Here is a 26,382-nt window from a genome sequence, read left to right on the forward strand (position 1 = left end):
GTCCGGCCCGCGTGATGCCGTGATCGGCCGTGGTCCAGAATGTCGATGACCTTTCCAGCCTTCGGAGGACAGCGCATGCGGGAACACGACCTCTCCGGAGGCGCCGAGGTCCTGGCGCGGACCGACCGGATCGCGGGCCTGGCGCTGCGTCACCACGACCTATCGCCGGACGCGACCGCCACGCTGATCAACGTCTCGGAGAACGCGACGTACCGGGTGGACGAGCCGGCCACCGGCCACCGGTCGATCCTGCGCGTACACCGCCTCGGCTACCACTCGGAGCAGGCGATCGCGTCCGAGCTCGATTGGCTGGAGGCGCTGCGCGAGGAGGCGGGTGTGCGCACCCCACGCGTGATCCCCTCCGCCGGAGGCGCCCGCATCCTCGCGGTCGAGGGCCCGGGCGGAGAGCGGCGCAACTGCGTGATGTTCGAGTACCTGCCCGGAACCGAGCCGTCCGAGGACCGACTTGTTGACGACTTCGAACGGCTCGGCGCGGTGACGGCGCGGATGCACCGGCACGCCCGGAGCTGGCGACGGCCTCCGGGTTTCCGGCGGTTCCACTGGGACTACGACGCCGCCCTCGGCAAAGTGGCCCGCTGGGGACGCTGGCAGGACGGCACGGGCGTCCAGGGTGAGGCGAGAGCCGTGCTCGAGCGGCTCGACAAGGTTCTGCGCGAGCGGCTGGCGGCGTTCGGCCGGGGGACGGACCGCTACGGACTGATCCACGCCGACCTGCGGCTCGCGAACCTGCTCGTCGAGGGCGCGCGGGCGCCGAACGTCATCGACTTCGACGACTGCGGCTTCGGCTGGTACCTGTACGACCTCGGCGCGGCCGTCAGCTTTATCGAGCACTACCCTCAGGTGCCCGAGATGATCGACTCCTGGGTTCGGGGGTACCGGACCGTTCTCTCCTTGCCCAAGGAGGAGGAGCAGGAGATCTGGACCTTCATCCTGTTCCGCCGGCTGCTCCTGGTCGCCTGGATCGGCACCCACTCGGCCGTCGACATCGCCCGCGAGCTCGGCGCCGGATACACCGACGGGAGCTGCGAGCTGGCCGAGCGCTATCTCAGCGGCTCCCTGTAGCCGGCTTCCCTTCGCCGGCTCCCTGGCCGGTCTTCCCTGACGGCTTCCCTCGACCGGCTCCCCGGAGCGGTCGCTCAGGGCACGAGGACGACCTTGCCCATCGTGGCCCGGGTCTCCAGCGCTGCGTGTGCGGCCGCGGCGTCCTTGAGCGGGAAGCTCTGGGTCAGCGGGACCAGCGCGCCCGTCGCCGCCGCGGCCAGCGCCCGCTCCTCAAGGGAGCGGAGCCCACCGGGCCGGTTCAGGATCCGCGGGCCGACCGCGACCGAGGCGGTCAGGCCGCGAGCGTACAGGTCTTCGGTGGTGATCTCGGTCGGCCCGTCCGCGGAGTCGGCCCAGCCGAACAGGACCAGCCTGCCGCCGATCCCCAGCAGCTCCATCGCGCCGCGCCCCAGCGTGCCGCCGACGCCGTCCAGCGCCACGGTCGCCTCCCGGTCGCCGAGCGCGGCCCGTACCGCCTCCCGCCAGTCCGGTGCGGTGTAGTCCACGGCGTGCGTGGCGCCGAGGCGGCGGACCCGCTCGACCTTGGCCGCGCCGCCCGCCAGCCCGACGACGGTCGCGCCGGCGCCGACCGCCGCCTGCACGAGCAGGTTGCCGATCCCGCCCGCCGCGGCCGTCACCAGCACGACGTCGTCGGAGGCGAACGCCGCCACGTCCAGGATTCCCATGGTGGTGCGGCCGGTCCCGATCATCGCGATCGCCGCCTCGTATCCCAGCCCGTCCGGGAGCTCGTGCACCGAACCGGCGTCCCGTACGGCCAGCTCGGCGTAGCCGCCGGGGACCATGCCCAGGTGGGTGACGACCCGCTTTCCCAGCCAGCCGGGGTCGGCGCCCTCGCCGACGGCGTCCACGACTCCGGCGACCTCGCGCCCGGGAATGGTGGGCAGGTCCGGCGCGGGGATGGGGCCGCCGTGATAGACCCCCGCCCTGATCGCCGTGTCCACCAGGTGCACCCCGGCCGCCCGTACGGCGATCCGCAGCTGCCCGGCGGCGGGACTGGGGTCCTCGACCTCCTCATAGCGGAGGTTCTCGGCGGGTCCGAAGGCGTGCAGGCGGATGGCGCGCATGGTGGTTCTCCCAAGTCGGGTGTCGATGCTCTCGTCGTGGCCTCGCGGCCCCGTGCCATCTGTTGTAGATCCCAGTGTGGTGACACCGGTATCGGACGATGGTCCTAGGTCGTGTTTCGTGGATCTTTTTGGCCTACTGCGGTCGCCCAGATGGCGCCTCGCTTCGTTGTCGCCCCACCCACGAAAACTCCTCGCAAGCTCGGACTTTCCGCGGGGCCCGGGAATGTCGGCCGGAGGCTCCGCTCCGACCTCCTCCTCCGCCTTGCGCGGCATCCATCTGGCCGATCCTCGCTACGGCAAAGATCCACGAAACACTCCCTAGGCCATCCCCCAGGGGCCTCCCGCCGCGGGCCTACCACCGCGGGTCTCCGCGCCGGTGGTCATGCCGGTCTCCGCTCCGTGACCTACCGCCGCGGCGTCGCCATCCGGCGGGAGACGGGACACTAGTCCTCGTACACATGAGACGGAGCGGACCGGCTCCGTCTCCGGCAGGCGTCCAGGGAGCCACGAAAGATGAGTCCACGACGGCGTGACGACGGCGGCACCGCGGCCACGCGGGCGGGGCGACGTACGGAGCTGCTCGCCACCGCGGCCGAGGTGTTCGCCGCGCGAGGGTATGCCGCCACCACCGTCAGGGAGATCGCGGACGCGGCCGGCATCCTTGGAGGCAGCCTCTACTACCACTTCGACTCCAAGGAGTCGATCGTCGACGAGATCCTCTCCACTTTCCTGGACGACCTGTGGGCCCGGTACGACGAGGTACTCGGCTCGGGGCTCGGGGCGCGGGAGACGATGGAGAGCCTCGTCATCGAGTCGTTCCGCGCGATCGACCGGCACCGGGCGGCCGTCGTGATCTACCAGAACGAGTCCAGACACCTGTCGGAGGGGGAGCGCTTCACCTACCTGGGGGAGTCCTGGGACCGGTTCGAGCGGATGTGGCGCGAGGTGCTCGACCGGGGGATCAAGGAACACGCCTTCCGTTCCGATCTGGACGTTCCACTGGTGCACCGCTTCCTGCGCGACACCGTGTGGGTGGCGGCGAGCTGGTACCGCCCCGGCGGCCGCTTGGCCGCCGACGAGATCGCCAGGCGGTACCTCACCATGGTCCTGGAAGGGATCCAGGCGCCCCAGGAGTGACTCGATGACGTGTGGCGCCGCCGTCGCCGTCAGGGAGGGGTGAGGTCGCTCTCGTGCCCGTCCCGGGCGTACGCGGCCGTGAGGGTGGCGAGGATGTCACGGAACTGCCGCGCCTGCTCGCCGGTGAGCGGATCGAACAGGCGGTGCCGCACCTCTTCCACATGACCGGGCGCGGCGGCCTCCAGGACCGCGAACCCCTCGCCGGTCAGTTCGGCCATGGTCGTGCGCCGGTCCTGCCCGTGCTTGACCCGGCGGACCCAACCCTTCTCCTCCAGGCGGGCCATGGCGTGGGAGAGCCGGCTCGCGGAGAACCGGGTGACGCGGGCGAGCCGGGTCATCGTCAGCGTACGGCCGGGCGCCTCGGACAGCATGGCGAGGATCATGTAGTAGGCGTGCGGCATGCCCGAGTCGCGTTGGAGCTGCCGCTCCAGCGCATCCTGCAGCAGCTGGGTGCTCGCGAGGTAGGCTCGCCAGGTCCGCTGCTCGTCGTCGCTCAGCCATCGTGTCCCGGACATGCCTCCAGTCTAGCGAAATATTTGAACTTTCAACTTTTCTCGTGGAGCGTCTGGCGAAGACCGTTGTGTGGAGTAATGACCGTTTGACGCAGGAGGATCTCCACTGTGGGGCTGCCGGGCCGGCTCCAGGACGCGGGGCTCCAGGACGCGGGGGCCCGGGCACGCGAAACGCCCTCGGAGGAATCCCTCCGAGGGCGTCGCCGTTTCGTCGCGTGCCGGTTATGCGCTCTTACGCCGCTGAGCCCGCAGGATCGCCAGCCGTTCATTGAGGACCTCCTCGAGATCCTCGATCGTGCGCCGCTCCAGCAGCATGTCCCAGTGCGTCCTGGGCGCCTTGGCCTTCTTCTGCTGGGGCTGCTCGGCGTCCACCCGGAGAGCGGCGGCCCCGCAGCTGCGGCACTCCCAGCTCGCCGGAATCTCGGCCTCGGCGGCAAGCGGCACGGTGGTGCGATGGCCCTTGGGGCAGGTGTAGGACACCTCCTGGCGCGGAGCCAGATCGGTGTTGCGGTCGTTCTCGTAGCTGGTCGCGCCGAGCCGGGTACCGCGAAGTGCACGCTCGCCCATGTCTTAATGCCTCCTGAGGTCCCGCCTGAGAGGGGTCGGTCTCCACCGCGTTCAACGCTTGATACCGTGTGGGGATTCCCACAGGAGGCGTGATCCAACCGCCCTTTGCGGCGTGTGGTTCCTCAGATGCGTTCCGGGACCTCGTTGCCCGCGTCCCGGATGGCCCGCGGGATGTTCACCGCCAGCAGCAGACCGAAGCCGATCACGAAGAAGACCACCAGCGAGACGATCGCGATCCGGTAGCTGTTGGAGAACTGCAGCGCCAGGGTGATCGTCAGCGATCCGATGAAGGCCGAGCCCTTGTCGCTGATCTGCAGCAGGCTGAAATACTCCGCCTCCCTGCCCTGGGGGATCACCTGCGAGAACAGCGAGCGGGAGAGCGCCTGCGTGCCGCCGAGCACGATGGCGATTGCGAAGCCCATGGCGTAGAACTGCGTTGCCGCGCCCTCATTCAGGAAGACCGCCACGACCACGATCACGGTCCAGACGACCAGGCTGGCCAGGATGGTGCGCTTGGTGCCGTACCTGCCGGCGAGCCAGCCGAGCAGCAGCGCGCCGCCGAACGCCACGAACTGCACCATCAGGATGGTGCTGATCTGCACGTCCTTGCTGAGCTTCAGCGCCTCGGACGCGTACGCCGCGGAGTTGCCGATCACGGTCTGCACGCCGTCGTTGTAGACGAGATAGGCGATCAGGAACAGCAGCGTGCGCGGATAGCGGCGCAGCTCGGCGATGGTACGCCCGAGCTGGCGGAAGCTGCCCCCGACCGACCTCAGCGCGGTCGTCTCGTGCGCGGGGACGGGCCGGTTGCGCAGGGCGAGCAGCGGGACGACGGTGAAGATCGCCCACCACAGCCCGGCCGACATCATGCTGATCCGCACCGCCATGCCCTCGCTGACGCCGAGGCCGTCCCTGCCGAGGTAGAGGACGAGGTTGAGCGCGAGGAGCAGGCCGCCGCCGAGGTATCCGATGGCCCAGCCCCGCGAGGAGACGCGGTCCCGCTCGTCCGGCGTGGAGATCTGCGGCAGGAACGAGTCGTAGACCACGATCGACGCGCCGTAGCCCAGGTTCGCCACGATGAACAGCACACCGCCGAGCAGGTAGCGGTCGCCGGCCACGAAGTAGAGCCCCATGGTTGACAGGGCGCCCACGTACGCGAAGCCGCCGAGCAGCTCCTTCTTGCGGCCGGTGTGGTCGGCCAGCGCGCCCACCACGGGCAGGATGACGATCTGCAGCAGCACCGCCACCGTCATGGTCAGCCCGAAATAGGCGGCGGGCCGGATGTCGGCGCCCAGCACGTCCACGAAGCCCAGCCGGTCGGTCGCCAGCCGGTCGAAGTCGGCGACGCAGGCGTCCACCGGCATCCCCGGGAAGTCCTTGCCGCAGGCCGCCGCCTTGGCGACCGGGATGAGGTAGGGCCCGAGGAAGACGGAGATGATCGTCGTGTAGAAGGCGGAGTTCGCCCAGTCGTACCAGTACCAGCCGCGCTGCTCCCGAAGACGTGCCTTCGGGGTTTCGTCGATGACCTGGGGGGCGGTCATATGGTCTCCTCGCCGGGCGCTTGCCGCAGGGGTCGGGGTGGGGTTATGTGCGGGGATGCCACTGGCCGCGCACGTCGAGCACGTCGCGCAGGCCGGTGATGTTGTCGGTCATGATCCCGTCGACGCCGAGGTCGAGCAGCCGCTGCATCACCGCCGGGTCGTCGATCGTCCACACGTGCACCTGCATGCCGAGCGCGTGCGCCGTGCGGACGAAGGATCGGGTGGTGACACGCAGCCCGCGGACGCCGATCGGCACCTGCGCGCAGGGCACCCCGGCGCGGGCCAGGGCGGCGAGCAGCCGGCCGTAGCCCGACCCCATGGCGGCGGCCCGCAGGGCGGCGACCCCGCGCGGTCCGAGCGACGAGCACACCGGGGCGCCGACGGCCCGGCGCGCCTGGGCCAGGCGCAGGTCGGAGAACGAGGTCAGACAGACCCGGTCGTAGGCGTTGGTACGGCGGATCGCGCGGGCCAGCGGCAGGATCGACTGGGTCGCCTTCACATCGATGTTGAACCGGATGTCCGACCAGGTGCCGAGGAGCTCCTCAAGCAGCGGGATCTCCTCGGTGCCGCCGATGCGGGCCTTGCGCACCTCGCGGTAGGGGAGCTGGGAGATCCGGCCCTTGCTGTCGGTCACCCGGTCCAGGGTGTGGTCGTGGAAGGCGAGCAGCACTCCGTCGGCCGTCGCGTGGGCATCGGTCTCCAGGTACGTGTACCCGAGATCGACCGCCCGCGAGAAAGCGGTCATGGTGTTCTCGCGGCCCTCGGCCGCCCCGCCCCGGTGGGCGAAGGCGAGCGGCCCCGGGTGGTCGAGAAAGGCGAAGCGCCGCCGGGCCATTCGTTGGTCACCGCTCCTCGGATCAGTTCCCGTGTACGACCAGGAGTATGCCGGTTGGAGGCCCAGGTCGTCAGTGAGCGCTCCATGAACAAGCGAATTACGGATGGGCCGTCGACGTCCACTCCTGCCGCCGCGCCTCCGCGACGGCGATGGCGGCGGCGATCGACACGTTGAGCGAGCCGACCCGGCCCACCTGGGGGATGTAGACGACGCCGTCGGCCGCCTCCAGCAGGGCGGGGGAGCAGCCGTGGTCCTCGCTGCCGACCACCAGGCACACGTCGCCGCCGAGCTTGGCCTCGTGCAGCGGCGCGGCGTCGGCGGTCAGCTCCACCGCGACGACGCGGTAGCCCGCCTCCTTCGCCGCGCGTACGGCCTCGGCGGCGGGGACCGGCTCGTGCCACTCGACCAGCCGGTCGGTGCCCAGCGCGGTCTTCTGCGCCTTGGGATTCGTCGGCGGGGTGGCGTTCCCGGCCAGCCAGATCGTCTCCACCCCGAACGCGGCGGCCGTGCGGAACACGGAGCCCACGTTGAAGGGGCCGGTGACCGATTCGAGGATGAGCGCGAGGCGGGACTCGGTGGCGCGGCGCCAGGTGCGGTTGAGCCGCTTGACGTCGGTCGGCCGCAGCTGCCTGCGCGGGTTCGGGGTGCTCATCGCGCTTCCACCTTGAGGATTCGGTAGGCGGACCGGCTGGCCGCACGGGTGGTGGGCCAGCCCTGGTCGTTCAGCCAGTTCTGCAGAGAGTCGGAGCCGAGGTGCTTCTGCACGACCAGGTAGGCGACGCCGTCCGGGGTGAGCCGGTCCAGCCATCGGGTGAGCATGTCGTGCAACGCCTGCTTGCCGATGCGGATGGCCGGATTGGACCAGATCGCCCGGAAACGCACGTCGCCGGGCACCTCGTCGACATGGACCGACCTTACTTTGTCAAGGCCGGCGGCCTTGGCGTTCCGCTCACACAGCTCCACGGAGCGGCGGTTCACGTCGACGGCCCACACGGTCGCGCCCGGCGCGCGCGAGGCCATGGTCAACGCGATCGGGCCGTAGCCGCAGCCCAGGTCGAGCAGGTCGCCCTCGGCGGGCGGTGGTGGCACGCTCTCCAGCAGGACGCGGGTCCCGGCGTCGACCCGGTCCGGTGAGAACACCCCGCGGTCGGTCTCCAGCCTCAGATGCAGATCGGGGAGGAGCAGGGTAACCACGCCCGGCCTGCTGGCCGCGCGTGGGCGCTCCTCGAAGTAATGTGCCACATGGAGAGACGTTACCAATGCCGGCGTGCGGGGATCATCGGCCGCCCGGTCGCACGCTCCGGCCGCTGACCGCTCAGGGGATCCGCGAGCCCAGCAGCATGGCCGCGCTGGCCGCCCCGGCGCCGAGCAGCAATGCGATGAGGATGAACCGCTGGGTGATCTCCTGGTTCACGATCTTGTATCCGAGTGAGGTGCCGATCTGGGCGTAGACGTCCCGGAGTTCGCTGCCCGACTGGGCCTCGTACGCCCGGCCGCCCGTGCCGTCGGCCAGCGACCGCAGGGCAGCCTTGTTGACCGGGACCAGGACCGGCCTGTTGTCGATGGTGACCGTCCCCTCGGGCGTGCCGTACGCGATCGTGGAGACCGGGATCTTGGCGGCGAGGGCGGCCTGGGTTGCCTCGTTCACGGACCGGCCCGAGGTGTTGTCGCCGTCGGACAGCAGCACGATCGCCGACGGCGGCGGATCGGTCGCTGCCCGCTGGTCGAACGACCTGATGGCGTCGAGCGAGTTGAAAACGGCCTCGCCGATCGCGGTGCCGGGCCGGGTGCTCAGGTTCGAGATGGCGCTGATCACCGCGGCGTGGTCGGCCGTGGGGGAGATGACCACCGACGCCGACCGCGCGAACGACACCACGCCGACATTGAAGCGTTCCGGAAGGTCGGCGACGAACTTCTGGGCGGCCTGCTTGGCCGCGGCCAGCCGGTTCGGCGGGACGTCCTGCGCCTCCATCGACAGTGAGATGTCCACCGCGACCATGATGGTGGCCCGGTCCCTCGGCACGCGTGCGGTGCCGGCGGGGCGGGCGGCGGCCAGGACGAGGACGCTCATCATCACCAGGAAGATCGCCGCGGGCACGTGCCGCCGCCACGCGGGCCGCTCCGGGACGACGACCGAGAGCAGCCGGAGGTTCGTGAACCGGACGGCGTACCTGCGGCGGGCGAACTGCAGCGCGACGTAACCGCCCAGCAGGACCCCGACCAGCGTGAACAGCCACAGCCAGGCGGGGGAAAGGAAGGTCATCAGCGTCCTCCGCTCGGATGCCGCCGGGCCAGGTGGGCGGTGCGCCGCTGCCGGAGGACGAACTGGACGATGTCCGCCACCCAGTCCCGGTCGGTGCGCAGCACCAGATGCGCGGCGCCGCTCCGTCGCAGCGCGGCCCGGTTGGCCTCCCGCTGCGCGGCCGCGGCCGCGGCGTACCGCTCGCGGACCTTGCGCGACAGGTGCACGTCACGGGTCCGGCCGGTCTCGGGGTCGCGGAACGTCACCAGACCGATGTCGGGCAGCTCCAGCTCGCGCGGGTCGATCACCTCGACGGCCAGCACCTGGTGGCGGGACGCGAGGCGGCGCAGCGGCCGCTCCCAGGACTCCGGAGTGTCCAGGAAGTCGGAGACGACCACCCGCAGGCCCCTCCGATGATGGGCCGCGGCCATCATCTCCACGGCGGAGGCCAGGTCCACGGACCCCGTTCCGCGCCGGGCGCCGGCCAGCGAGTGCAGCAGCGCGTACAGGGCGTGCCGCCCGCCGCGCGCCGGAAAGCGGTGGACCTCGTCGCCGTTCAGGACGTAGGCGCCGAACCGGTCGCCGACCCGGCCGGCCAGGAACCCGATCGCGCCCACGGCCGAGACGACCAGGTCGCGCTTCTCCATGTCGGCGGTGCCGAAGTCCATGCTCGCGGACAGGTCCACGACGGCCCACGTCTCCAGCTCGCGGTCGGCGATCAGGTCGCGGACGTGCGGCGTGGTCGTGCGCGCGGTGACCGCCCAGTCCATGCGGCGGACGTCGTCCTCGCCGGGGACGTAGACGCGGGTGTCGCCCAGCTCGCTGCCCGGTCCGGGGAGCAGCCCCTGGTGGTTGCCGTGCAGCAGGCCGTCCAGCCGGCGGACCACGGTCAGCTCCAGCCGCCGCAGGGCGAGCTCCGGCGATCCGGCGCTCATGCCCCGCTCACCGGGTGCCCTGGTTCCACACGACGACGGGCGGGGGGACGGCGGCGACGATGCGCCGCACGACGTCCTCGGCGTCCACGTCGTCGGCGAGGGCGTCGAAGGTGAGCATCAGCCGGTGCGCCATCACGTCGACCGCCACGTCCCGCACGTCGTCGGGCAGCAGGTAGTCGCGTCCGCGTACCAGGGCCAGCGCCCGGCCGGCCGCCATCAGGCCCAGCGTGGCACGCGGGCTCACGCCGATCTCGATCGTGTCCTCCAGCTCGCGCAGGCCGTACTCGGCGGGGGAGCGGGTGGCCATCACCAGCCGCACCACGTAGTCGGCGACCAGGTGGTGGACGGCGACCTCCTCCGCCATGTCCTGCAGCTTCATCAGCCGCCCGGGATCGAGCACCGGCTCGGGCACCGGCGGCCGCACGCTCATCCGCTGGAGGATCTCCAGCTCCTCGTGGGCGCTCGGATGGGACACCCGTACCTTGAACAGGAACCGGTCCCGCTGAACCTCGGGCAGCGGATAGACGCCCTCGGACTCGATCGGGTTCTGCGTCGCCAGCACCACGAACGGCCGGGGCAGCGGGTGGGTCTTCCCCGCCAGGGTGACCTGCCGCTCCGCCATCACCTCCAGCAGTGCGGACTGCACCTTCGCCGGGGCGCGGTTGATCTCGTCGGCGAGCAGGAAGTTGACGAAGACCGGACCGAGTTCGACGTCGAACCGCTCGCTGCCCGGATGGTAGACGCGGGTGCCCACGATGTCGCTCGGCACCAGGTCGGGGGTGAACTGGATCCGCGCGAAGGAGCCGCCGACCACCGTGGCCAGCGTCGACGCGGCGAGCGTCTTGGCGACCCCGGGAACGCCCTCCAGGAGGCAGTGCCCCCGCGCGAGCAGCGCCACCAGCAGCCGCTCGACCATGTGGTCCTGCCCGACGATGACGCGGCGCACCTCGGCGAGGGTCTCCCGCAACGCTCCAGTGCCGCCTCCAGTGCCGCCTCCAGTGCCGGCCGCTGTGCCGGCCGCTGTGCTGCCGCCCCTCGCCCGGTCCCGATCCGGCTCACTGCGCTCATCCGCAACGGTCATGCGCGTTATTCAATCGTGACTCCGTGGCAGAATCCATGCCCTGACCGTGCCCGGCGTCGGGGGCCGGAACCGTCGGGTGTGTTTTCATGAGCTGGATGGCCACTCCTTTGCAGTACGGCGACCCGCCCCGCCTGGGGCCTTTCGTGCTGCAGGCCCGCCTGCTGACCGCGCCCGCCGGTCTGGTCTACCTCGGCCAGGGGCCCAACGGCCGTGCCGTGTCCGTGGCCGTCCTCACCAGAGGGGCCGCGCTGGACGCGGCGGCCAGGGAGCGGTTCGTCACCGCGATCAAGGAGGCCGAACGGCACCGCGCCGGACGGCGTGGCCGGGGTGTCCCCCTCCTCGGCATGGTGCGCGGCCGTGTCGATACCCCGCAGGTCATCGGCATGGACGGTGGCCGGGCGCCGTGGGTCGCCGTGCCGTACGTGCCGGGGGGAGCGGGCGCGGAGCGGTTCCTCGAGCCGGTCATGGTGTCGGGCATGCTGCTCGGCGACCGGAACGGACCCGACTTCGTGCCGTACTGGCTGGGCGACCGGGACCCGGCGCTGCCCGCGCCGGCGCCTCCGGGACCCCCTCCTGTCGCGACCGGGCGCTCCGTCGGCCTCGCCTCGGCGCTGCTGGCCACGCTTCTGACGATGACGGTCTTGATGATCTTGCTGCTGCTGTTCCGTCTGGACGGCGACCAGCAGCCGTCCCGGCCGTTGCCGCCGACGGTCATCGTCCCCACGCCGCCGCCCACCCCGGCGTCCCCGCGACCCGGGGAACAGTCGCCCAAGCCGTCCGACGGAGGCTCGGACGACCGGACGAGAGTCCCCGGCAGGGACGACGACCTCGGCAGGGATATCTGAGCCGCGTTTCATCAGAGGCGCGTTGCGAGTCGTGGCCTGTCGTCGATCGCTGAACGACGAGGTCTCCGACCCGCGGCCCGGGCACGCTTCGGTCGCCGGCGGAGCAGCCGGACGGCGCGGGCGCTGCGGTCGGGTGAACCGCCAGTAACCGGGATAGAGTGGCATAAAACGCACTCGGATTCATGGATCTGGCGATCGTACGGCTGCTCCGTTTTCGCGGGCGGAGGCAAGTCCTGGCGGGCGGTCGCAAGAACGAACAGCACCTTTGACGCTGGAGAACCACGGTCATGAGTGATATCTCCGCCGGCAAGCAGATCAGGGTCGCGCGCCGCGACGCTCTCGACGGCGATACGGCGCAGACACCCGGGCTCATCCGTGACGTCGCTTTCGACGCCCGCAACCCGGACGCGGCCCATCTGTCGGCGTTCCTGAGCACCGTCAAGCCCGGCGCGGTAACTGGAGCGCACCATCACGGGGACCAGGAGACCGTCCTCTACGTCGTCAGCGGCACGTCCCGGTTCCGATGGGGAGACCGGCTGGAGCACGTGGCCGAGGCGGGCCCGGGAGATTTCGTGTTCGTCCCCTCCTACGTCGTTCACCAGGAGATCAACGCCTCCGCCGAATTTGAGACGGTCTGGGCAGTGGTGCGCTCCGGCGTGAACCCGGTGGTTGTCAATCTCCCGGAGCTCGACGCCTACATCGAGCATGCCGCGATCGAGTACACCGCTCCGCAATAGACGAGTCATTCCGATGTGATCAGTGGTCTTGCGATCAGGGATCGCAAGACCTGCTGTCCGGTCTTGCGGTTGTGGCAGCCGCCGTTATGTGACGCGGTCGGTGGCCGTGCGCCGGGCGAAGTCCATGTGCCAGTTGGTGATCCAGGTCTGCCCGTTGTCGAGGGAGAACGCCTGCTCCCAGTGGGCGCGGTCGGTGGTGATGCCGGACCAGATGAAGCGCGCCTTGACCGCGCGGCCGTCGTGTTCGTCGTCGCCGTGGAAGACGCCGGTGCCGTCCGCGCCGAAGCTGCCGGTGACGGGTGGGAAGAGGGTGCCGGTGCGCTTGCTGGCCCAGTACAGCGACCACTGTGCGGTCGCTGGGTTGAACAGCCGCAGGGTCAGCCCGGAGAAGCCCTTGGTCGGGAATTCGATCTCGTCGAAGCTGGCGGCGCCGTCGAAGTGGCAGGAGGCGCGGGTGATGCCGGGGAACTCCTCCCAACGGTCGTCACCCTCCGTCGGGTCGAGGAAGTCCTTGCGCCAGCGGTTGGCGACGTCGTAGGTGCCGGTGAGGAACGCGAAGTCGTTGTTCGTCATGCCCCAGACGCTATGACCGGTCCCCTGACATCCAGTGTCAGTGGACAGGCCGTAGATTTCCGACCATGCGCGCCAGTCGACTCCTCTCGCTTCTGCTCCTGCTGCAAAACCGCGGCCGGATGACCGCCGATGAGTTGGCGGCGGAACTCGAGGTGTCGGTGCGTACGGTGTACCGGGATGTGCAGGCGCTGATCGCGGCGGGCGTGCCGGTCTACGGCGAGGCAGGGCACGCGGGCGGCTACGCCCTGCTCGACGGCTACCGCACGCGGCTGACCGGACTGACCGCGGCCGAGGCGCAGGCCCTGCCCCTGGCCGGTCTCCCCGGGCCGGCGGCCGAGCTGGGGATGGGCTCGGTCCTGGCAGCGGCCGAGCTCAAGCTCGAGGCGGCCCTGCCGGTCGCGCTGCAGGACCAGGTCAGGCGGATCCGTGAGTGCTTCCACCTCGACGCCCCGGGCTGGTACCGGCAGGCGGACGAGGTGCCGCATCTTCCGGCGGTGGCGGCCGCGGTGTGGGAGCGGCGGGCCATCCGCGTGCGCTACCGCCGGTGGCATGCCCCGCAGGTGGTTGAGCGGCGTCTGGAGCCCTACGGGATCGTGCTCAAGGCCGGACGCTGGTACACCGTCGCCCGTGCCGGCGATGACCTGCGCACCTACCGGATCGGGCAGATCCTTGACCTGGAGCCGCTGGAAGAGGTGTTCGACCCACCGGTCCGGTTCGACCTGGCTCGTCACTGGCAGGCCCATACGGCGCGGCTGCAGGAGCGGCTGTGGCAGGGCGAAGCGGACATACGCATCTCACCGGTCGGCATCACCCGCCTCCAGGACGTCGCGGCGCAGGCGGTGCTCGATGGCGTGAACCAGGGAAAGCTGGAGCCCGGCGGCTGGCGCCGGGCTGTCATCCCCATCGAGAGCCTCGCCCACGCGGAGGCAGAGCTGCTGCGGCTGGGCCCGGAGGTGGAGGTGCTCGCACCATCGGAGCTTCGGGAGCGCGTCGCCGCATCGGCACGGGCCATGGCGACGCTCTACGACGGGGAGATCTAGGGAGTGTCTGACAAATGCTGCCCGCAGCAGGGCTTGATTTGTCAGACACGACCTAGCGCCTGGATCGCCGTGCTCCGTCCCTCTAACGTTCCTCCATCGACATGGACGCTCCAGGAGATGCAATGAACGCTGCCGAACTCCTAAAGCCGGGCAAGCTGCGGCAAGTTGCCGTAGGGGCGGGCGTGGTGGTTACGGTGGTGGTCCTGGCCGGCTGCCAGTCCGTTCGGCGGCCTGCCACGGCACCGTCAGCGAGGTCGTCCCCCGTGGTGACCGCGGCCACGATCGGGAAGACGCCTGCCGGGGCGGAGCCGGTCGTCGCCGCTGGTCCGCCATGGCGAATCGCACATGCGCACGACTACGGCGAGTTCGACTCGATGAATGTCGGGGTCATGGTCGGCTCGACGGAAGGATGGGCGTTCGGCCAGACCAATGTGGGTGACGAGCTGGAGCCGCAGTTCCCCGTGACGCTGCGCTGGGATGGGGCATCGTGGCGCGCGGTCCGGCTCCCAGGCAAGTTCGAGGGCGCGTTTCTGTCCGCAAGTGGCTCGTCACGGACCGACGTCTGGGCTGTGTCCAGCTCCGAGACCGGATTCGCCAATGTGCTCCGCTTCGATGGTCGCCGGTGGACGCTCGCCCGCCGGGTCCAGCAGGACGTGAGCGGCGTGCAGGCCGTTGGCCGCCACCGGGCATGGCTGTTCGGCGGCTACGCCGGGGACAACTGGTTCTTCGACGACGGCAGCTGGCGGCGGGTGCGTTTACCGCTCCGGGTCACCGCGACGAGCGCCGCTTCCGAAGAGGATGTGTGGGCCATCGGCTGGCGTGATGATGCCGACGGGGATCGGGCGGCGGTTGCCCACTTCGACGGTCGAACGTGGGGGACTGTGTCCCTTGGTTCCGCGTTCGGCTCGCCCAACGATCAGGCGTTCACCCAGTTCACCAGCGTGCACGCCGCGGCAAGGGATGACGTCTGGGTCTTCGGAACGCAAACCGGGTCAGGCATCGACCACATGGGCGAGGGCGCCTCCGACGGGCAGGAGATTCCCGTTGCCGCGCACTGGAACGGTCGCCTCTGGAGCCAGGTCCCGGTGCCGCACGGCTGGCAACTGGGTGCGGTGATCGGCGGTACGCGCGGTGCCGTTCACGTGGCCGCGACAAAGATGGATCAGGAGGGAAACCCAGACTACTCAGCGGTGCTTTCTCACCGGGAAGACGGCTCCTGGACCATCTCCAACCTTCCGCGCCCCCAGGGTGCGAAACCGTTCCTGTCCTCCTTCGCGCGGGTGGCCGCAACCGGAGATCTCTACGGATTCGGCTTCATCGAGACGGACGACGGGGATCGCACTTCCGCCATCTTCGTCTCGGACGCGTCCTGATGCGAGTCCCGGCAGCCGCTGGCCGAGGGCCGTAGAAGTCGCGCTGTGTGATTTCTTGGTAGCGGCCCGTCGCTCACGGTCAGCTGGGGGAGACGAAGCCCGACTCGTAGGCGGCGATCACCGCCTGGGTCCGGTCCCGGGCGTCGAGTTTGGCCAGCACGTTTCCCACGTGGGTCTTGACGGTCTCCGGGCCGACCACCAGCTCGGCCGCGATCTCGCCGTTGGACAGGCCGCGCGCCATCAGCCGCAGCACCTCCGCCTCGCGTGCGGTGAGCCGGCCGATCCCGGGCACGGTGCGGTCCACGCCGCGCGCGGCGGCCAGCGACCTGATCGCGGCCGGGAAGAGCAGCGAGTCCCCAGAAGCCACCAGCCGGATCGCGTGCACCAGCTCCTCCGGCCGGGCGCGCTTGAGCAGGAATCCACTCGCTCCGGCCCGCAGCGCGTCGTAGACGTAGTCGTCGTTCTCGAAGGTCGTGACGACCAGCACCTTCGGCGGCGCCTGACCGGCCAGGATCGTCCGGGTCGCCTGGATCCCGTCCACGGCGGGCATGCGCACGTCCATGAGCACCACGTCGGGCCGCGTCTCCCGGACGACGGACACCGCCTCGGCGCCGTCCGACGCCTCGCCGACGACGCTGAGGTCCGGCTCGGCCCCGATGATGATGCGCAGTCCGGTACGAATCAGATCTTCGTCGTCGACGATCACCACACGCAGCATCATGGCCCAACCCTAGAAGGTTCCGGCGGGTGGCCTGAATGCCGTCCGGGCCGGTGCCCAGTGACCATTTCGGTCGCGGTCACACATGCTCGCGGGCGAGGGCGCGCATCTGGTCGAAGACGGCGATCGGGTCGCCGTGGCGGTACCACGGATACCCCGTCACCAGGTCGCCGATCATGCCGAACAGCTCCCTCGCCGCCGTGTAGTCCCCGGCCATGACGAAGACGTACGCGAACAGGTTGTCCGTGATCGGCCAGCCGGGCCGGCGACGGTAGGCGGGATGGCGGACGGAGCGGTCGGCCGCTGCGTGCAGCTCGGCCAGCACATCCGGCCGGTTCAGGTAGCCGTCCGGCATCCCCTCCCAGAACCAGCGCTCAAGATGCGCGCTCGCGACGAGCCGCCCGAGGGGACTGCCGGGCGGTGACGTTGCGACGGTCGCGCGGGCGAAGTCGAACATCTCCTCCTCGTTGCCGCCCCACCTGGCGGACAGGCCGCGCAACATCTCGTCGTGGGCGTGCAGGTGGAGCGGATGCCGGGCCACCACTTCCGCGAACCGCCGCCGAGTCTCGGCGAGCGGGAGTTCCCGCCGGAAGGACGTGCCGACGAGATACGACCAGGCTGCGGAGTTGTCCGGATCGCGGGTGAGCACCGCAGTGAAACAGTCTTCAGCGGCCTCCAGTCGACGGAAGTACCGGAATCCTCCGCCCGAGGGCTCCGCCGCCTGCAGCGCCCACCTCATGCCGCACAGGCCTTTGACGAGCAGGGGAACGGCCCAGTCCGGCTGCATTTTGATCCACTCCCCGGCCCATTTCCGCATTCCGGGCACCAGTGAGCAGACGTACAGGTAGAACGCGAGATCATCAGGGTCGCTCACCTCCTCCAAGACTTCGCGGGCCGAGCGCAGATCACGTCTCGCCAGCGTCCGCCACAGGCGGTCCGCAGTGGGGTCCCCCGTAGGTGGGGCGGGGTCGCCCCTGCCCGCGTCGTGGACGGCCGGATCCATCCGTTTCCGGAAGTATCTGAAAATCATGGCGCGCATGGTAGGGGGACGGGCTGACGAGGCGCCACAGCATGGCAAGGACGCGTGGATGGGTCGCGAGCGACAGGTCGCCTGGCTAACTCCTCACCAGAGCCCCGGACTCCATCGCGACCCAGATCGCGCCGTCGGGTCCGACCGTGAGCCCGTGGGGTTCGGCGCCCTCCAGCGGATACTCGTCGATCTTGCCCTCGGTGGTGATCCGGCCCAGCTTGCCGATGCCCCACTCGGTGAACCAGAGGGCACCGTCCTGGCCGGTCACGATGGCGTGCGGCCTGGCGGCGCGATCAGGCAGCGGGAACTCGCTGATCGCACCGGAGGTGTCGATCCGGCCCACCTGGCCCGCGCCGATCTCCACGAACCACAGCGCCTCATCCGGTCCGGCGCAGATGCCCACCGGGGCCGCGCCCGCCGTGGGCAGCGCGTACCGCGTCACCTCGCCGTCAACGGTGATGCGGCCGATCGCGTTGCCCTGGTTGAGGGTGAACCAGAGCGCGCCGTCAGGCCCCGTCACGATCGCCGACGGCATCGCGCCTTCGGTGGGCAGCGGGTGGAGGGTGACCTCGCCCGTCGCAGTGATGCGGCCGATCTGGTCACCCTGGAGCCCCGTGAACCACATGGCCCCGTCGGGGCCGGCGGCGATGCCGTACGGCGAGGCCACCTCGAAGGCGGTGATCGTGCCGTCCGGGGTGATCCGCCCGATCCGGCCACCGGCGAACTCGGTGTACCACAACGATCTGTCATGCCCCACGGTGATCACCGTGGGCTGGCCGTCGGCAGGATCGAGCTGGAAGATCGTGGGGTCCTCGCCCGGCACGACCCGCCCGATCTGTCCCTGATGGACGAGCGTGAACCACAGCGCGCCGTCGGGACCGGTGACGACGCCGTAAGGCGAACCATTGATCAACATACGTTGCCCCCTGAAAGTGAGATCTCCGTGCCGGTGAAACGGCGCCGCAGCGCCCGGTCGTGCGTGACCACCACGAGCGCGCCGCCGAAGCCGTCGAGCGCTTGTTCGAGCTCCTCGACCAGGGTGAGCGAGAGGTGGTTGGTGGGCTCGTCGAGCAGCAGCAGGTCGTGCTCGCCCGCCAGCAGCATGGCCAACGCCAGCCGCCGCTGCTGGCCCACCGACAGCGCGCCGACCTTGAGTTCGAGCGCCTCCGGGGGGAACAGGCCGGTCGCCATCAGCGCCGCCGACTCCCCGCCGTAGGTTTCGATGACCGTCTTGTCCGGATCGAACGTCACCTCCTGCGGGAGGTATCCGGCCCGCGCGCCCGCCTCGGCCGCGATCGCGCCGAGCAGTGTCGACTTGCCCGCGCCGTTGGGCCCGTGGATCAGCAGCCGGTCGCCCGCCGCGATCCGCAGCCGGTCGAGCTGTACGAGCGTGCCCGTGCGGGCACCGGCGGGCGCGAACGCGCCGCGGAAGCGCAGCGGCCTGGGCGGGCGCGGGACCGGGTCCTCCTCCAGGCGGCGCAGGCGCTCCTGGGCCTGCCGTACCCGTGAGGCCACCGAACTCTGCACGCGCCCGGCGCTGCGGTCGTAGGCCATCTTGTTGTTGTCCTTCATGGCCCGGCCGACGGCGACGCGGTGCGCCGTGGTCGCGGCGAACTCCTTGACCTGCCGGATCTCCTCCTGCCAGTCGGCGTGGGCCTCCTCCCAGCGCAGCCGGGCCGCCGCCTTCTCTGCGAGGAAGCCGGTGTAGCCGCCGCCGAACCTGGTCATCGTGCCGCCTTCGACTTCGAGGATCGCCGTCGCCACCCGGTCCAGGAAGATCCGGTCATGCGAGACCGTCACCACCGTGCCCTTGTGCTCGCGCAGCCGATCCTCCAGCCAGGTCATCGCCGCCTCGTCGAGGTGGTTGGTCGGCTCGTCGAGCAGCAGGATCTCCGGCGAGGCCGCCAGCACGCAGGCCAGACCCAGCCGCGCCTGCTCGCCGCCGGACAGGCTCGACAGCACGCGCGAGCGCTCGATCTGAGCCAGGCCCAGCCCGTGCATCGCCTTGTCCACGCGGGTGTCGGCCTCGTATCCGCCCCTGGCCTCGAAGGCGGTGAGCAGCTCGCCGTACCTGTCCATGTCCTGCGCCTCGGCGGCCTCCTGAATGCCGCGCTCAAGCGCGCGCAGCTCGGCCAGGGCGGCGTCGACGGCCTGCTGGACGGTGTGGTCGCCGGGTAGGTCGAGGGTCTGGCTCAGGTAGCCGACACCGCCGGCCGCCGACACCGTCACCTCGCCGTCGTCCGGCCTCTCCACCCCGGCGATCATCCGGAGCAGCGTGGACTTGCCGGAACCGTTCTCGCCCACGATCCCCGCGCGCTCGCCGGGGCGGACGCTGAAGGTGATCTGGTTGAGGACTCGGCGCTCGCCGTACGACTTCGAGACTCCCTTGAGGGAGAGCTGAGTGGTCAGGAAAGACTCCAATCACAACTTGTGTAGCGTTAAGCTACCATGACCATGAAAATTAACGCAACTGGAGTAGACTTTGGACAAGCGACCCGGTGGTCGAAGTGCTCGCGTGCGCGACGCCGTACGGCAGGCGACAATCGCCGAACTGGCCGAACATGGCTACAGCGGACTGACGGTGGAGAACGTGGCGATCCGCTCAGGTGTCCACAAGACGACCGTGTACCGCCGCTGGGGAAGCGTGGAGGGGCTGATCGCGGACGCGCTGGAGCTCGCGCGGGAGGAGCCGTGGCCGATGCCCGACACCGGTTCCCTCCAGGATGATCTGAGGGAGATCGTCCGGCTGGTGCAGAGCGGGTTCGCCGATCCCGTCGCCGGGCCGATCTCCGCCGCGTTCGTGACGGCGGCCGTACAGAGCGGCGGGGCCGCGCAGTCCCTGCACGACTTCTTCATGGCCCGCCACGAGCAGGCGGCCGAAGTGGTGCGGCGAGCCGTCGAGCGGGGCGAACTGCCGGCGGACACGGACGGCGCCGACGTGATCAGGATGGCCGTCGCCCCGATCTACTACCGGCTGTTCATCACCCACGAGCCGGTCACCGAACGCGACGCGGAACGCGCGGCCGACGCCGCTGTCGCCGCCGCCCGCGCGGGCGTCATCTAGGCGTGTATGGAGTTCGGATCTTCATGCGGCTGCGCACGGTCATGACCGCCACCTTCCTTCGATGGGCAGCGGGAGGGAGGCGCGGACCCGCCAGCCGCCGTCCGCCGGGCCCGCCTCGAACTCGCCGCCGAGCAGGTCTGCCCGCTCCCGCATGCCCGCCAGCCCACGCCCCGCCCGCCGTCCGCTCGCGTGCGCGTCCCGCCGTGCCCGTGTCGCGTTCCGCAGATCCAGCTCCAGGTTCTCGTCGCGTACGGATATCGTCACCTCGACCGGGCCGGTGCCGTACCGGAGGGCGTTGGTGAGCGCCTCCTGCACGATCCGGTACGCCTCACGGGACACCACCGGGGGGACGCCGGACAGATCCCCGATATTACGAGTGATCCGGGCACCCGAGGAGTCCAGGAGCCGGTCCAGGTCGTGCAGGGTCGGCTCCGGATCGGTGCGGCTCGCGCCCTCCCGCAGCACACCGATGACGTGGTCGAGCTCGGCCAGGGCGGACCTGGCGGACTGCTCGATGGCGTCCAGAGCGGCCCGCGCCGTGGCCGGGTCCCGATCGAGGACGCGGCCGGCGGCTGCGGCCTGGACGGTGACGACGCTGAGCGCGTGGCCGACGGAGTCGTGTAGTTCCCTGGCCAGGCGGTTGCGGGCGGCGAGCCGGCGCGCGTTCGCCTCGGCCGTCGCCAGCCGGTCGGCGGGCGAGGGGCCCAGCAGGGCGGGCGCGAGCGCGGCCAGCAGGCTGCCCGCTCCCACGAGCGCGCCGAAGAGGGACACGAGCGTCAGCACGGCGAGCGGTGGCCCCCACGCGGCGGCCCACCCGGTTTCGACGGTGAGATCACCGATGCTGATCGGACGGTCCATCAGCGGCAGCGCCGTCGTCCAGATCGCGAACGGGACGAGGGCCAGCGCCAGGCCGCTCGCGATGCCGCCGAAGGCGAGATGGGCGGTGAACCACGCGGCGGTCCGCAGGCGTTCCGTCCAGGTCCGTCGCGCCACGGGAGGGGGCGGTTCGATGGACACGCCCAGCAGCGCCCTCGCCGCCGCGATCTCGAACGCCCGCACCGGCAGGAACAGCCCGGATACAGCGATGATCGGCAGGACGGCCAAGAAGACCAGCGGCTCGACCGACAGCAGCGGGTCGCCGACGACGGGGGATGGGCGCCAGATCGCCGCCACCAACCCACCGGCCATCATGTACGGCATCAGCAGTGCGCCGCCGACGACCAGACAGGCCCACCGGCGGTAGGTGACCGCGCTGCGCAGTGTGGCGACGACGCCTTTCACCTGTGCTCCTTTCCGGGTCCGCTCACTGGTCCCGCTCGCCGAACCGTTGCCGGTCGGTTCGCCGCTTCGGTCGCACCCCATGGTGCCCTGCCCGTGGAGTGCCTTTCCTCTGGCGGGGAGGGATGGGGGTTGGGGGAGCGGGCGGCCAGTCGAAACCGAGGGGCCCGGAGGCGGGAACGAGAAGCGGGATGGGGAGGGGAATCTGGAGGGGAGACCGGGGTAGGGGTGGTCACCCGAGGCCGCAGGCCGCGCAACGTCCTCTGGTCCGGTAGTGATAGCCGATCGCGGCCGCCGCCATGGTCAGGCCCCAGGTGAGGAACAGGGGATAGATGCCCTGGAACACCCACGCGGAGACCCCTCCCAGGTCGCCTGATATCTGTGGTTCAAGGAGCCCGAGCTCGGCGGCGACCATCATGCCGGTGCTGATGAGGCCGGTGGAGATCAGCATCACCGAACCCACGAACGCGGCGGTCAGGGGCATCCAGCGCGGGATGAACCGGGGAGTCCAGGTGCGGGCGAAACCGATGCCGAGCGCGACCCCGATGAGGCCGAGCACGGCCGTGTCCCCGAGCCCCGGCGTCCACAGGTGCACGTCATCCCCGAAGGCGTGCGGATCGTCGAGACCGAACGTGCCGCCCAGTCCCCACTGGGCCTTCAGCCCGCCGTACGCGGCGGCGAGCAGGGCGCTGGCGTATCCCGCGTGGCGGGTGTATCCGCTCAGACCGCTCCAAGCGCTCCGTTCGTGCTGTTCGTCCTGTCCGGCGGCGCCGGTGTGATCGCTCTCCGGATGCGGGTGGTGTCCCGTTCGGCCGCATCGGGAGCAGGCGCCCGTCGCGCGCCGCCGGTAGCGCATGGTGGCGACGGCGACGACCGTGCCCGCGATGAGGGACGCCACACGCGTGCCGCTGAGCACCCAGTCGATGTCCAAGCTGAGCACGCCCGGGTCGCCGGTCAGGAGGGAGATTCCCTTCATGATCACCAGGAGGATGTCGAAGGCCACACCGGTGGCCGAGTAGCCGATGAGCAGCGCGGTGGCCGTCCATCCGCCGGCGACGATGAGGGGACGGTACGGCGGTGCCTCCGGGCGCGCCTCGATGCGCGAGTTCGTTTGCTGCGAGTTCATGGATCCACGCTCCCGCGCCCGTGGATTCCGGTCTTCCCGAGCCAGGGTGAGCGGCCTCCCCCGCGTGGGGGAGATCCACGCCCGGTCACCAGGATTCGCCGTGATCCAGTACGCGAGCGAGGCGGGCGGCGTGGGGCTCCCAGTCCAGCCCCTTGCCCTTCGCCCAAGCGTCGTCGTGGCAGGTGGACAGGTGGCGAGGGTGCGCGTCACCGATCACCGTCACCACGTCGCCGCGCACGTCCTCGGCGCGCATGCGGCCGATGAGTTCGAGCGCGCCCCACAGGTTCGTCCCCGTCGCGGGCCCGACCGCCAGTCCCGTCGCCTCGCATACGCGGCGGGCGGCGGCCACGCTCGCGGCGTCGGGCACCGGGACGACCAGATCGACGACATCGGCGGCGAACCCGGGTTCCACGCGTGGGCGGCCGATGCCCTCGATCCGGGAGGGCATTCCGGTGGTGTAGTCGGGCGTGCCGTAGGCCCAGCCGGGGAAGTAGGCGGAGTTCTCCGGATCCACCACGGCCAGCCGCCCGGGGAGACCGCGATCGCGCAGGTGACGGCCGAGAGCGGCGGAGGTGGCGCCGGTCCCGGCGCCGACCACGATCCAGCGCGGACACTCGGCCACCTGCTCGAACAGTTCCTCCGCCAGGCTCCCGCCGTGCCAGTCCACGGCCGCGGCCGCCGCGTAGTGATCGAGACAGTGGCCCTTCACCCGGTCGGCCAGGCGCCGGGCCTCCTCATAGATCGCGAGCGGCGGATCGACGTACCGGCACGTCCCGCCCAGCCGCTCGACCTCGGCGCCGGAGGACTTCTTCGGCATCACGGCGACGTACGGCAGGCCGAGCAGCCGGGCGAAGTACGCCTGGGCGGTGGCCATCGCACCTCCGGTGGCCTCCACCACGGTGGTGCCCTCGGAGATCCGGCCCGCGATGATCGCGTCGTGGAAGAGGGCGCGCGCCAGCCGGTGCTTGAGGCTGCCCGTGGGCTGGGCGGACTCGTCCTTCAGCAGCAGCCGCACTCCCCATCCGGCTGGGAGGGGGAACTCGCGGAGCGGCGTGGCGCCCGCGCGTTCCCGTTCCTCGTCCAGCCTGCCGATCGCCTGCGTCGCCCATGCGCTGATCATGTGGGCAATCTATGGCGTTTCCACGTTTTCCGTCTCTTGGGGAACCGGCGGGGGCGGATGCCGCGATAGATGGGGGTGTGTACGGATTCCTTGCCCGGCGGAGAGAGCCTCCTCCGATCGGCCCGGCCAGCGACGACGCGGAACTCCTCGCCGCCGCGGCGGCCCGCAGGACGGACGCGCTGCGTCTCCTCCACCAGCGGCACGCCCCATGGCTCCGCGTACGGCTGGCCCGCCGGTGCGCCGACCCGGACATGGTGGACGACGCGATCCAGGACACGTTCGTCGCCGTCTGGCGGGACGCGCACCGCTATCGCGCCGCGGAGGGCGAGGCGGCGGCGTGGATCTGGACGATCGCGATCCGCCGCCTGATCTCCGCGCTGCGCAGGACCGGTACGGCGCCGTCCGTCACCTCGTTCGACGACGCGCACCTGGTCACGGAGTCCGCCGAGGACGCCGTCCTGGTCGGTGTCGAGCACGGCGACCTGGGCACCGCCATCGCCCGGCTCTCACCGGAGCTGCGCGCCGCCATCCAGGCGACCGTGCTCGACGGCCTCACCGTGAGGGAGGCCGCCCGGCTTCTCGGCGTTCCCGAGGGCACCGTCAAGACCCGCGTCATGCGGGCCAAGGCCCGGCTCAGGGGGTATCTGGCATGACCTGGCACCTGCCCGCCGATCTCGTCGAGCGTTACGCGCGCGGCCGTCTCGACCCCGCCCAGGTGATGTCCGTGGAAAGCCACCTCGCGGGCTGCCCGCGCTGCCGGGCGGCGGTGCCGTACGAGGAGGGGTGGCTCGCGGCGAGCTGGGAGCGCATCGAGGACCTGGTCGACATGCCGCGGCCGAGAGCCGCCGCGCGCGTCCTGCGCCGGCTCGGCGTGCCCGAGCACGTGGCCACGTTCCTCGCGGCCACTCCCGCCCTGGCCCGCGGCTGGCTCGTCGCCGTGACCGGTGTCCTCGCCTTCGCCGTCGCGGCGGCCCACCTCGGCGCGCACGGCGGGCCGGACAAGGCGAACGCGCTGCTCCCCTTCCTGGTGGCCGCCCCGATCCTGCCGGTCGCCGGCATCGCGATGGCGTACGGCCGGCACGTCGACCCCGCGTACGAGCTGCAGGCCGCCACCCCGATGGCCGGGTGGCGGGCGTTGCTGCTGCGGACGCTCGCGGTGCTGTGCTGCGCGGTCGGGCTGACGGGCGCGGCCACGCCGCTGCTCCCCGCGCCGCCGGGGCTCGCCGTGGCCTGGCTGCTGCCCTCCCTGGCGCTGACCGCCGCCGCGCTGGCCCTGTCGACACGCTTCGCGCCGCCGTTCTCGGTGGCGGTGCTCGCCGCCGCCTGGTTCGGGGCGGTGGCCGCCGGCCCCCTGCTCGCCGACGACCGCCTGCTGGCCTTCTCACCCGGCGCCCAGGCGTTGTACGGCGCGGCGGCGCTGGCGCTCGTCCCCCTCGTCTACCTGCGGCGCGGCCGCCTCGACCCCGGAGACCCCCGATGACCACTCCCACGACACCTCCGACGTCGGCGCCCGCGACGGCGACGGTGACCGTGCGCGACCTGACCAAGAGATACGGCCGCAAAATGGTGCTCGACGGCGTCACCCTGGAGTTCGGCCGGGGCGTGACCGGGCTCCTCGGGCCCAACGGCGCGGGCAAGACCACCCTCCTGCGCTGCCTGGCGACCACGCTCGCCCCCGACGGCGGCGAGGTGCGGGCACTGGGGCTTGACCCGTCCGACCCCGGCAGGCGTACGGACCTGCGCAGGAGGCTCGGCTACCTCCCGCAGAGTCCTGGGTTCTATCCGCATTTCACGGTGTTCGAGCTGGTGGAGTACGTCGCGATCCTGAAGGAGCTGACCGACAGGAGGCGACGCCACCAGGAGGTGCGCCGGGTCCTGCGCGAGACCGACCTGGCGGATCTGGCCGGGACGAAGGTGCGCAAGCTGTCCGGCGGCATGCGTCAGCGGCTCGCGCTGTCCCAGGCGTTGCTCGGTGACCCCGGCCTGCTCATCCTCGACGAGCCCACCGTGGGGCTGGACCCGGAGCAGCGGATGCGGTTCCGCGCCCTCGTGTCACGGCTCGGCGAGAGCCGTACCGTGCTGCTGTCCACCCACCAGACGGAGGACGTGGCCGCCCTGTGCGAGCGGGTGATCGTGATGAGGGACGGCGCGGCGGTGTTCCAGGGCACGCCGGGCGATCTGGCGGCCACCGCCGCCGGGCGGGTGTGGCTGTCGGACCACCCGCCCGCGGGAGAGGGCCTGTTCTGGCGGACGGCCGACGGGCGGTACCGCACGCTCGGGCCCCGTCCGTCGTCGGGTGTCCCGGCCGACCCGGGTGTCGAGGACGGCTACCTGCTGCTGCTCGGCGAGGGGGCCGGCGAACCGCCCGGGGGGCTGCCGGGTGGGTTGCCCGGTGGTCCTGCGGACGGCTCTGCGGGCACCCCGGCGGGTGCTTCGGGTGGTGCTTCGGGCCGTGCTTCGGGCGGACGGGAGAATACGTGA

General features: G+C 71.0%; 28 protein-coding genes. 10 read left to right on the forward strand and 18 right to left on the reverse strand.

The features are described 5' to 3' along the window. Window positions 1-75 precede the first annotated feature (75 nt). The gene (locus tag QSK17_RS13470; protein ID WP_285705011.1) at window positions 76-1,083 is read left to right on the forward strand and encodes a phosphotransferase enzyme family protein; all 1,008 of its coding nucleotides are present in this window, start codon (window positions 76-78) and stop codon (window positions 1,081-1,083) included. 74 nt (window positions 1,084-1,157) lie between these two features. On the opposite strand, the gene QSK17_RS13475 is transcribed toward QSK17_RS13470, so the two are convergent. After that, window positions 1,158-2,147 (reverse strand): zinc-binding dehydrogenase, encoded by a 990-nt coding sequence (locus tag QSK17_RS13475; protein ID WP_285705012.1) that lies wholly within the window; start codon window positions 2,145-2,147, stop codon window positions 1,158-1,160. A gap of 513 nt (window positions 2,148-2,660) precedes the next feature. Here QSK17_RS13475 and QSK17_RS13480 point away from each other — a divergent pair. Next, window positions 2,661-3,284 (forward strand): TetR/AcrR family transcriptional regulator, encoded by a 624-nt coding sequence (locus QSK17_RS13480; RefSeq protein ID WP_285705013.1) that lies wholly within the window; start codon window positions 2,661-2,663, stop codon window positions 3,282-3,284. A gap of 29 nt (window positions 3,285-3,313) precedes the next feature. Here QSK17_RS13480 and QSK17_RS13485 read toward each other — a convergent pair whose 3' ends face one another. The 9 genes from QSK17_RS13485 to QSK17_RS13525 all read right to left on the reverse strand — a co-directional run bounded on the left by QSK17_RS13485 (window position 3,314) and on the right by QSK17_RS13525 (window position 10,997). Beyond that, complete coding sequence (locus tag QSK17_RS13485; RefSeq protein ID WP_285705014.1) at window positions 3,314-3,799, reverse strand: MarR family winged helix-turn-helix transcriptional regulator; 486 nt, start codon at window positions 3,797-3,799, stop codon at window positions 3,314-3,316. A gap of 219 nt (window positions 3,800-4,018) precedes the next feature. Beyond that, on the reverse strand, window positions 4,019-4,363 hold the full coding sequence (locus QSK17_RS13490) for an RNA polymerase-binding protein RbpA (protein ID WP_285705015.1): 345 nt from the start codon (window positions 4,361-4,363) through the stop codon (window positions 4,019-4,021). Window positions 4,364-4,485: 122 nt separating this feature from the next. Further along, the gene (locus tag QSK17_RS13495; RefSeq protein WP_285705016.1) at window positions 4,486-5,904 is read right to left on the reverse strand and encodes an MFS transporter; all 1,419 of its coding nucleotides are present in this window, start codon (window positions 5,902-5,904) and stop codon (window positions 4,486-4,488) included. 43 nt (window positions 5,905-5,947) lie between these two features. Then, a complete protein-coding gene (locus tag QSK17_RS13500; protein WP_285705017.1) occupies window positions 5,948-6,739 on the reverse strand; it encodes a glycerophosphodiester phosphodiesterase family protein in 792 nt (263 codons plus the stop codon). Between the two features lie 97 nt (window positions 6,740-6,836). Continuing rightward, window positions 6,837-7,391: a TrmH family RNA methyltransferase gene (locus QSK17_RS13505; RefSeq protein ID WP_285705018.1), complete on the reverse strand. Its 555-nt coding sequence runs from the start codon at window positions 7,389-7,391 to the stop codon at window positions 6,837-6,839. Beyond that, entirely contained in the window at window positions 7,388-7,981 is a 594-nt protein-coding gene (locus QSK17_RS13510) for a class I SAM-dependent methyltransferase (RefSeq protein ID WP_285705019.1), read from the reverse strand. The genes QSK17_RS13505 and QSK17_RS13510 overlap by 4 nt, the downstream gene beginning before the upstream one ends. Before the next feature lie 73 nt (window positions 7,982-8,054). Beyond that, window positions 8,055-9,002 (reverse strand): VWA domain-containing protein, encoded by a 948-nt coding sequence (locus QSK17_RS13515; RefSeq protein WP_285705020.1) that lies wholly within the window; start codon window positions 9,000-9,002, stop codon window positions 8,055-8,057. Further along, complete coding sequence (locus tag QSK17_RS13520; RefSeq protein ID WP_285705021.1) at window positions 9,002-9,916, reverse strand: DUF58 domain-containing protein; 915 nt, start codon at window positions 9,914-9,916, stop codon at window positions 9,002-9,004. The genes QSK17_RS13515 and QSK17_RS13520 overlap by 1 nt, the downstream gene beginning before the upstream one ends. A 7-nt stretch (window positions 9,917-9,923) precedes the next feature. Further along, a complete protein-coding gene (locus QSK17_RS13525) occupies window positions 9,924-10,997 on the reverse strand; it encodes an AAA family ATPase (RefSeq protein ID WP_285705022.1) in 1,074 nt (357 codons plus the stop codon). 95 nt (window positions 10,998-11,092) lie between these two features. Here QSK17_RS13525 and QSK17_RS13530 point away from each other — a divergent pair, with 95 nt between their 5' ends. Beyond that, complete coding sequence (locus QSK17_RS13530) at window positions 11,093-11,842, forward strand: hypothetical protein (RefSeq protein WP_285705023.1); 750 nt, start codon at window positions 11,093-11,095, stop codon at window positions 11,840-11,842. Window positions 11,843-12,129: 287 nt separating this feature from the next. After that, on the forward strand, window positions 12,130-12,579 hold the full coding sequence (locus tag QSK17_RS13535; RefSeq protein ID WP_285705024.1) for a cupin domain-containing protein: 450 nt from the start codon (window positions 12,130-12,132) through the stop codon (window positions 12,577-12,579). An 84-nt stretch (window positions 12,580-12,663) separates the two neighbouring features. Here the strand turns inward: QSK17_RS13535 and QSK17_RS13540 are convergent, their stop codons facing one another. Next, the gene (locus QSK17_RS13540; protein WP_285705025.1) at window positions 12,664-13,152 is read right to left on the reverse strand and encodes a hypothetical protein; all 489 of its coding nucleotides are present in this window, start codon (window positions 13,150-13,152) and stop codon (window positions 12,664-12,666) included. Window positions 13,153-13,217: 65 nt separating this feature from the next. Here QSK17_RS13540 and QSK17_RS13545 point away from each other — a divergent pair, with 65 nt between their 5' ends. Together QSK17_RS13545 and QSK17_RS13550 are read left to right on the forward strand one after the other, a co-directional pair. Beyond that, window positions 13,218-14,192: a helix-turn-helix transcriptional regulator gene (locus QSK17_RS13545; protein ID WP_285705026.1), complete on the forward strand. Its 975-nt coding sequence runs from the start codon at window positions 13,218-13,220 to the stop codon at window positions 14,190-14,192. Window positions 14,193-14,314: 122 nt separating this feature from the next. Continuing rightward, window positions 14,315-15,565 (forward strand): hypothetical protein, encoded by a 1,251-nt coding sequence (locus QSK17_RS13550; RefSeq protein WP_285705027.1) that lies wholly within the window; start codon window positions 14,315-14,317, stop codon window positions 15,563-15,565. A 79-nt stretch (window positions 15,566-15,644) separates the two neighbouring features. On the opposite strand, the gene QSK17_RS13555 is transcribed toward QSK17_RS13550, so the two are convergent. The 4 genes from QSK17_RS13555 to QSK17_RS13570 all read right to left on the reverse strand — a co-directional run bounded on the left by QSK17_RS13555 (window position 15,645) and on the right by QSK17_RS13570 (window position 19,734). Further along, on the reverse strand, window positions 15,645-16,286 hold the full coding sequence (locus tag QSK17_RS13555) for a response regulator transcription factor (RefSeq protein WP_285705028.1): 642 nt from the start codon (window positions 16,284-16,286) through the stop codon (window positions 15,645-15,647). Window positions 16,287-16,362: 76 nt separating this feature from the next. Beyond that, complete coding sequence (locus QSK17_RS13560) at window positions 16,363-17,313, reverse strand: tetratricopeptide repeat protein (RefSeq protein ID WP_285705029.1); 951 nt, start codon at window positions 17,311-17,313, stop codon at window positions 16,363-16,365. A gap of 85 nt (window positions 17,314-17,398) precedes the next feature. Further along, complete coding sequence (locus QSK17_RS13565) at window positions 17,399-18,229, reverse strand: Vgb family protein (protein ID WP_285705030.1); 831 nt, start codon at window positions 18,227-18,229, stop codon at window positions 17,399-17,401. After that, entirely contained in the window at window positions 18,223-19,734 is a 1,512-nt protein-coding gene (locus QSK17_RS13570; protein WP_285705031.1) for an ABC-F family ATP-binding cassette domain-containing protein, read from the reverse strand. Before QSK17_RS13570 ends, QSK17_RS13565 begins: the two co-directional genes overlap by 7 nt. Before the next feature lie 61 nt (window positions 19,735-19,795). Between QSK17_RS13570 and QSK17_RS13575 the strand changes: the two genes are divergently transcribed. Beyond that, window positions 19,796-20,377: a TetR/AcrR family transcriptional regulator gene (locus tag QSK17_RS13575; RefSeq protein WP_285705032.1), complete on the forward strand. Its 582-nt coding sequence runs from the start codon at window positions 19,796-19,798 to the stop codon at window positions 20,375-20,377. Between the two features lie 39 nt (window positions 20,378-20,416). Here QSK17_RS13575 and QSK17_RS13580 read toward each other — a convergent pair whose 3' ends face one another. The 3 genes from QSK17_RS13580 to QSK17_RS13590 form a co-directional block, all read right to left on the reverse strand. After that, the gene (locus QSK17_RS13580) at window positions 20,417-21,658 is read right to left on the reverse strand and encodes a sensor histidine kinase (RefSeq protein WP_285705033.1); all 1,242 of its coding nucleotides are present in this window, start codon (window positions 21,656-21,658) and stop codon (window positions 20,417-20,419) included. A 229-nt stretch (window positions 21,659-21,887) separates the two neighbouring features. Continuing rightward, window positions 21,888-22,781, reverse strand: a complete 894-nt coding sequence (locus QSK17_RS13585; protein WP_285705034.1) for a hypothetical protein — start codon at window positions 22,779-22,781, stop codon at window positions 21,888-21,890. 85 nt (window positions 22,782-22,866) lie between these two features. Then, window positions 22,867-23,901: a PLP-dependent cysteine synthase family protein gene (locus QSK17_RS13590; protein WP_285705035.1), complete on the reverse strand. Its 1,035-nt coding sequence runs from the start codon at window positions 23,899-23,901 to the stop codon at window positions 22,867-22,869. A gap of 77 nt (window positions 23,902-23,978) precedes the next feature. On the opposite strand from QSK17_RS13590, the gene QSK17_RS13595 reads away from it, so the two are divergent. From QSK17_RS13595 to QSK17_RS13605, 3 genes are read left to right on the forward strand one after another with little or no spacing between them, the layout of a single operon-like run. After that, complete coding sequence (locus tag QSK17_RS13595) at window positions 23,979-24,554, forward strand: RNA polymerase sigma factor (protein WP_502889202.1); 576 nt, start codon at window positions 23,979-23,981, stop codon at window positions 24,552-24,554. Continuing rightward, entirely contained in the window at window positions 24,551-25,381 is an 831-nt protein-coding gene (locus QSK17_RS13600; RefSeq protein ID WP_285705036.1) for a zf-HC2 domain-containing protein, read from the forward strand. The genes QSK17_RS13595 and QSK17_RS13600 overlap by 4 nt, the downstream gene beginning before the upstream one ends. After that, window positions 25,378-26,382 (forward strand): ATP-binding cassette domain-containing protein, encoded by a 1,005-nt coding sequence (locus QSK17_RS13605; protein WP_285705037.1) that lies wholly within the window; start codon window positions 25,378-25,380, stop codon window positions 26,380-26,382. Before QSK17_RS13600 ends, QSK17_RS13605 begins: the two co-directional genes overlap by 4 nt.

This window comes from Microtetraspora sp. NBRC 16547 (assembly GCF_030268965.1).
Lineage (GTDB): Bacteria > Actinomycetota > Actinomycetes > Streptosporangiales > Streptosporangiaceae > Microtetraspora.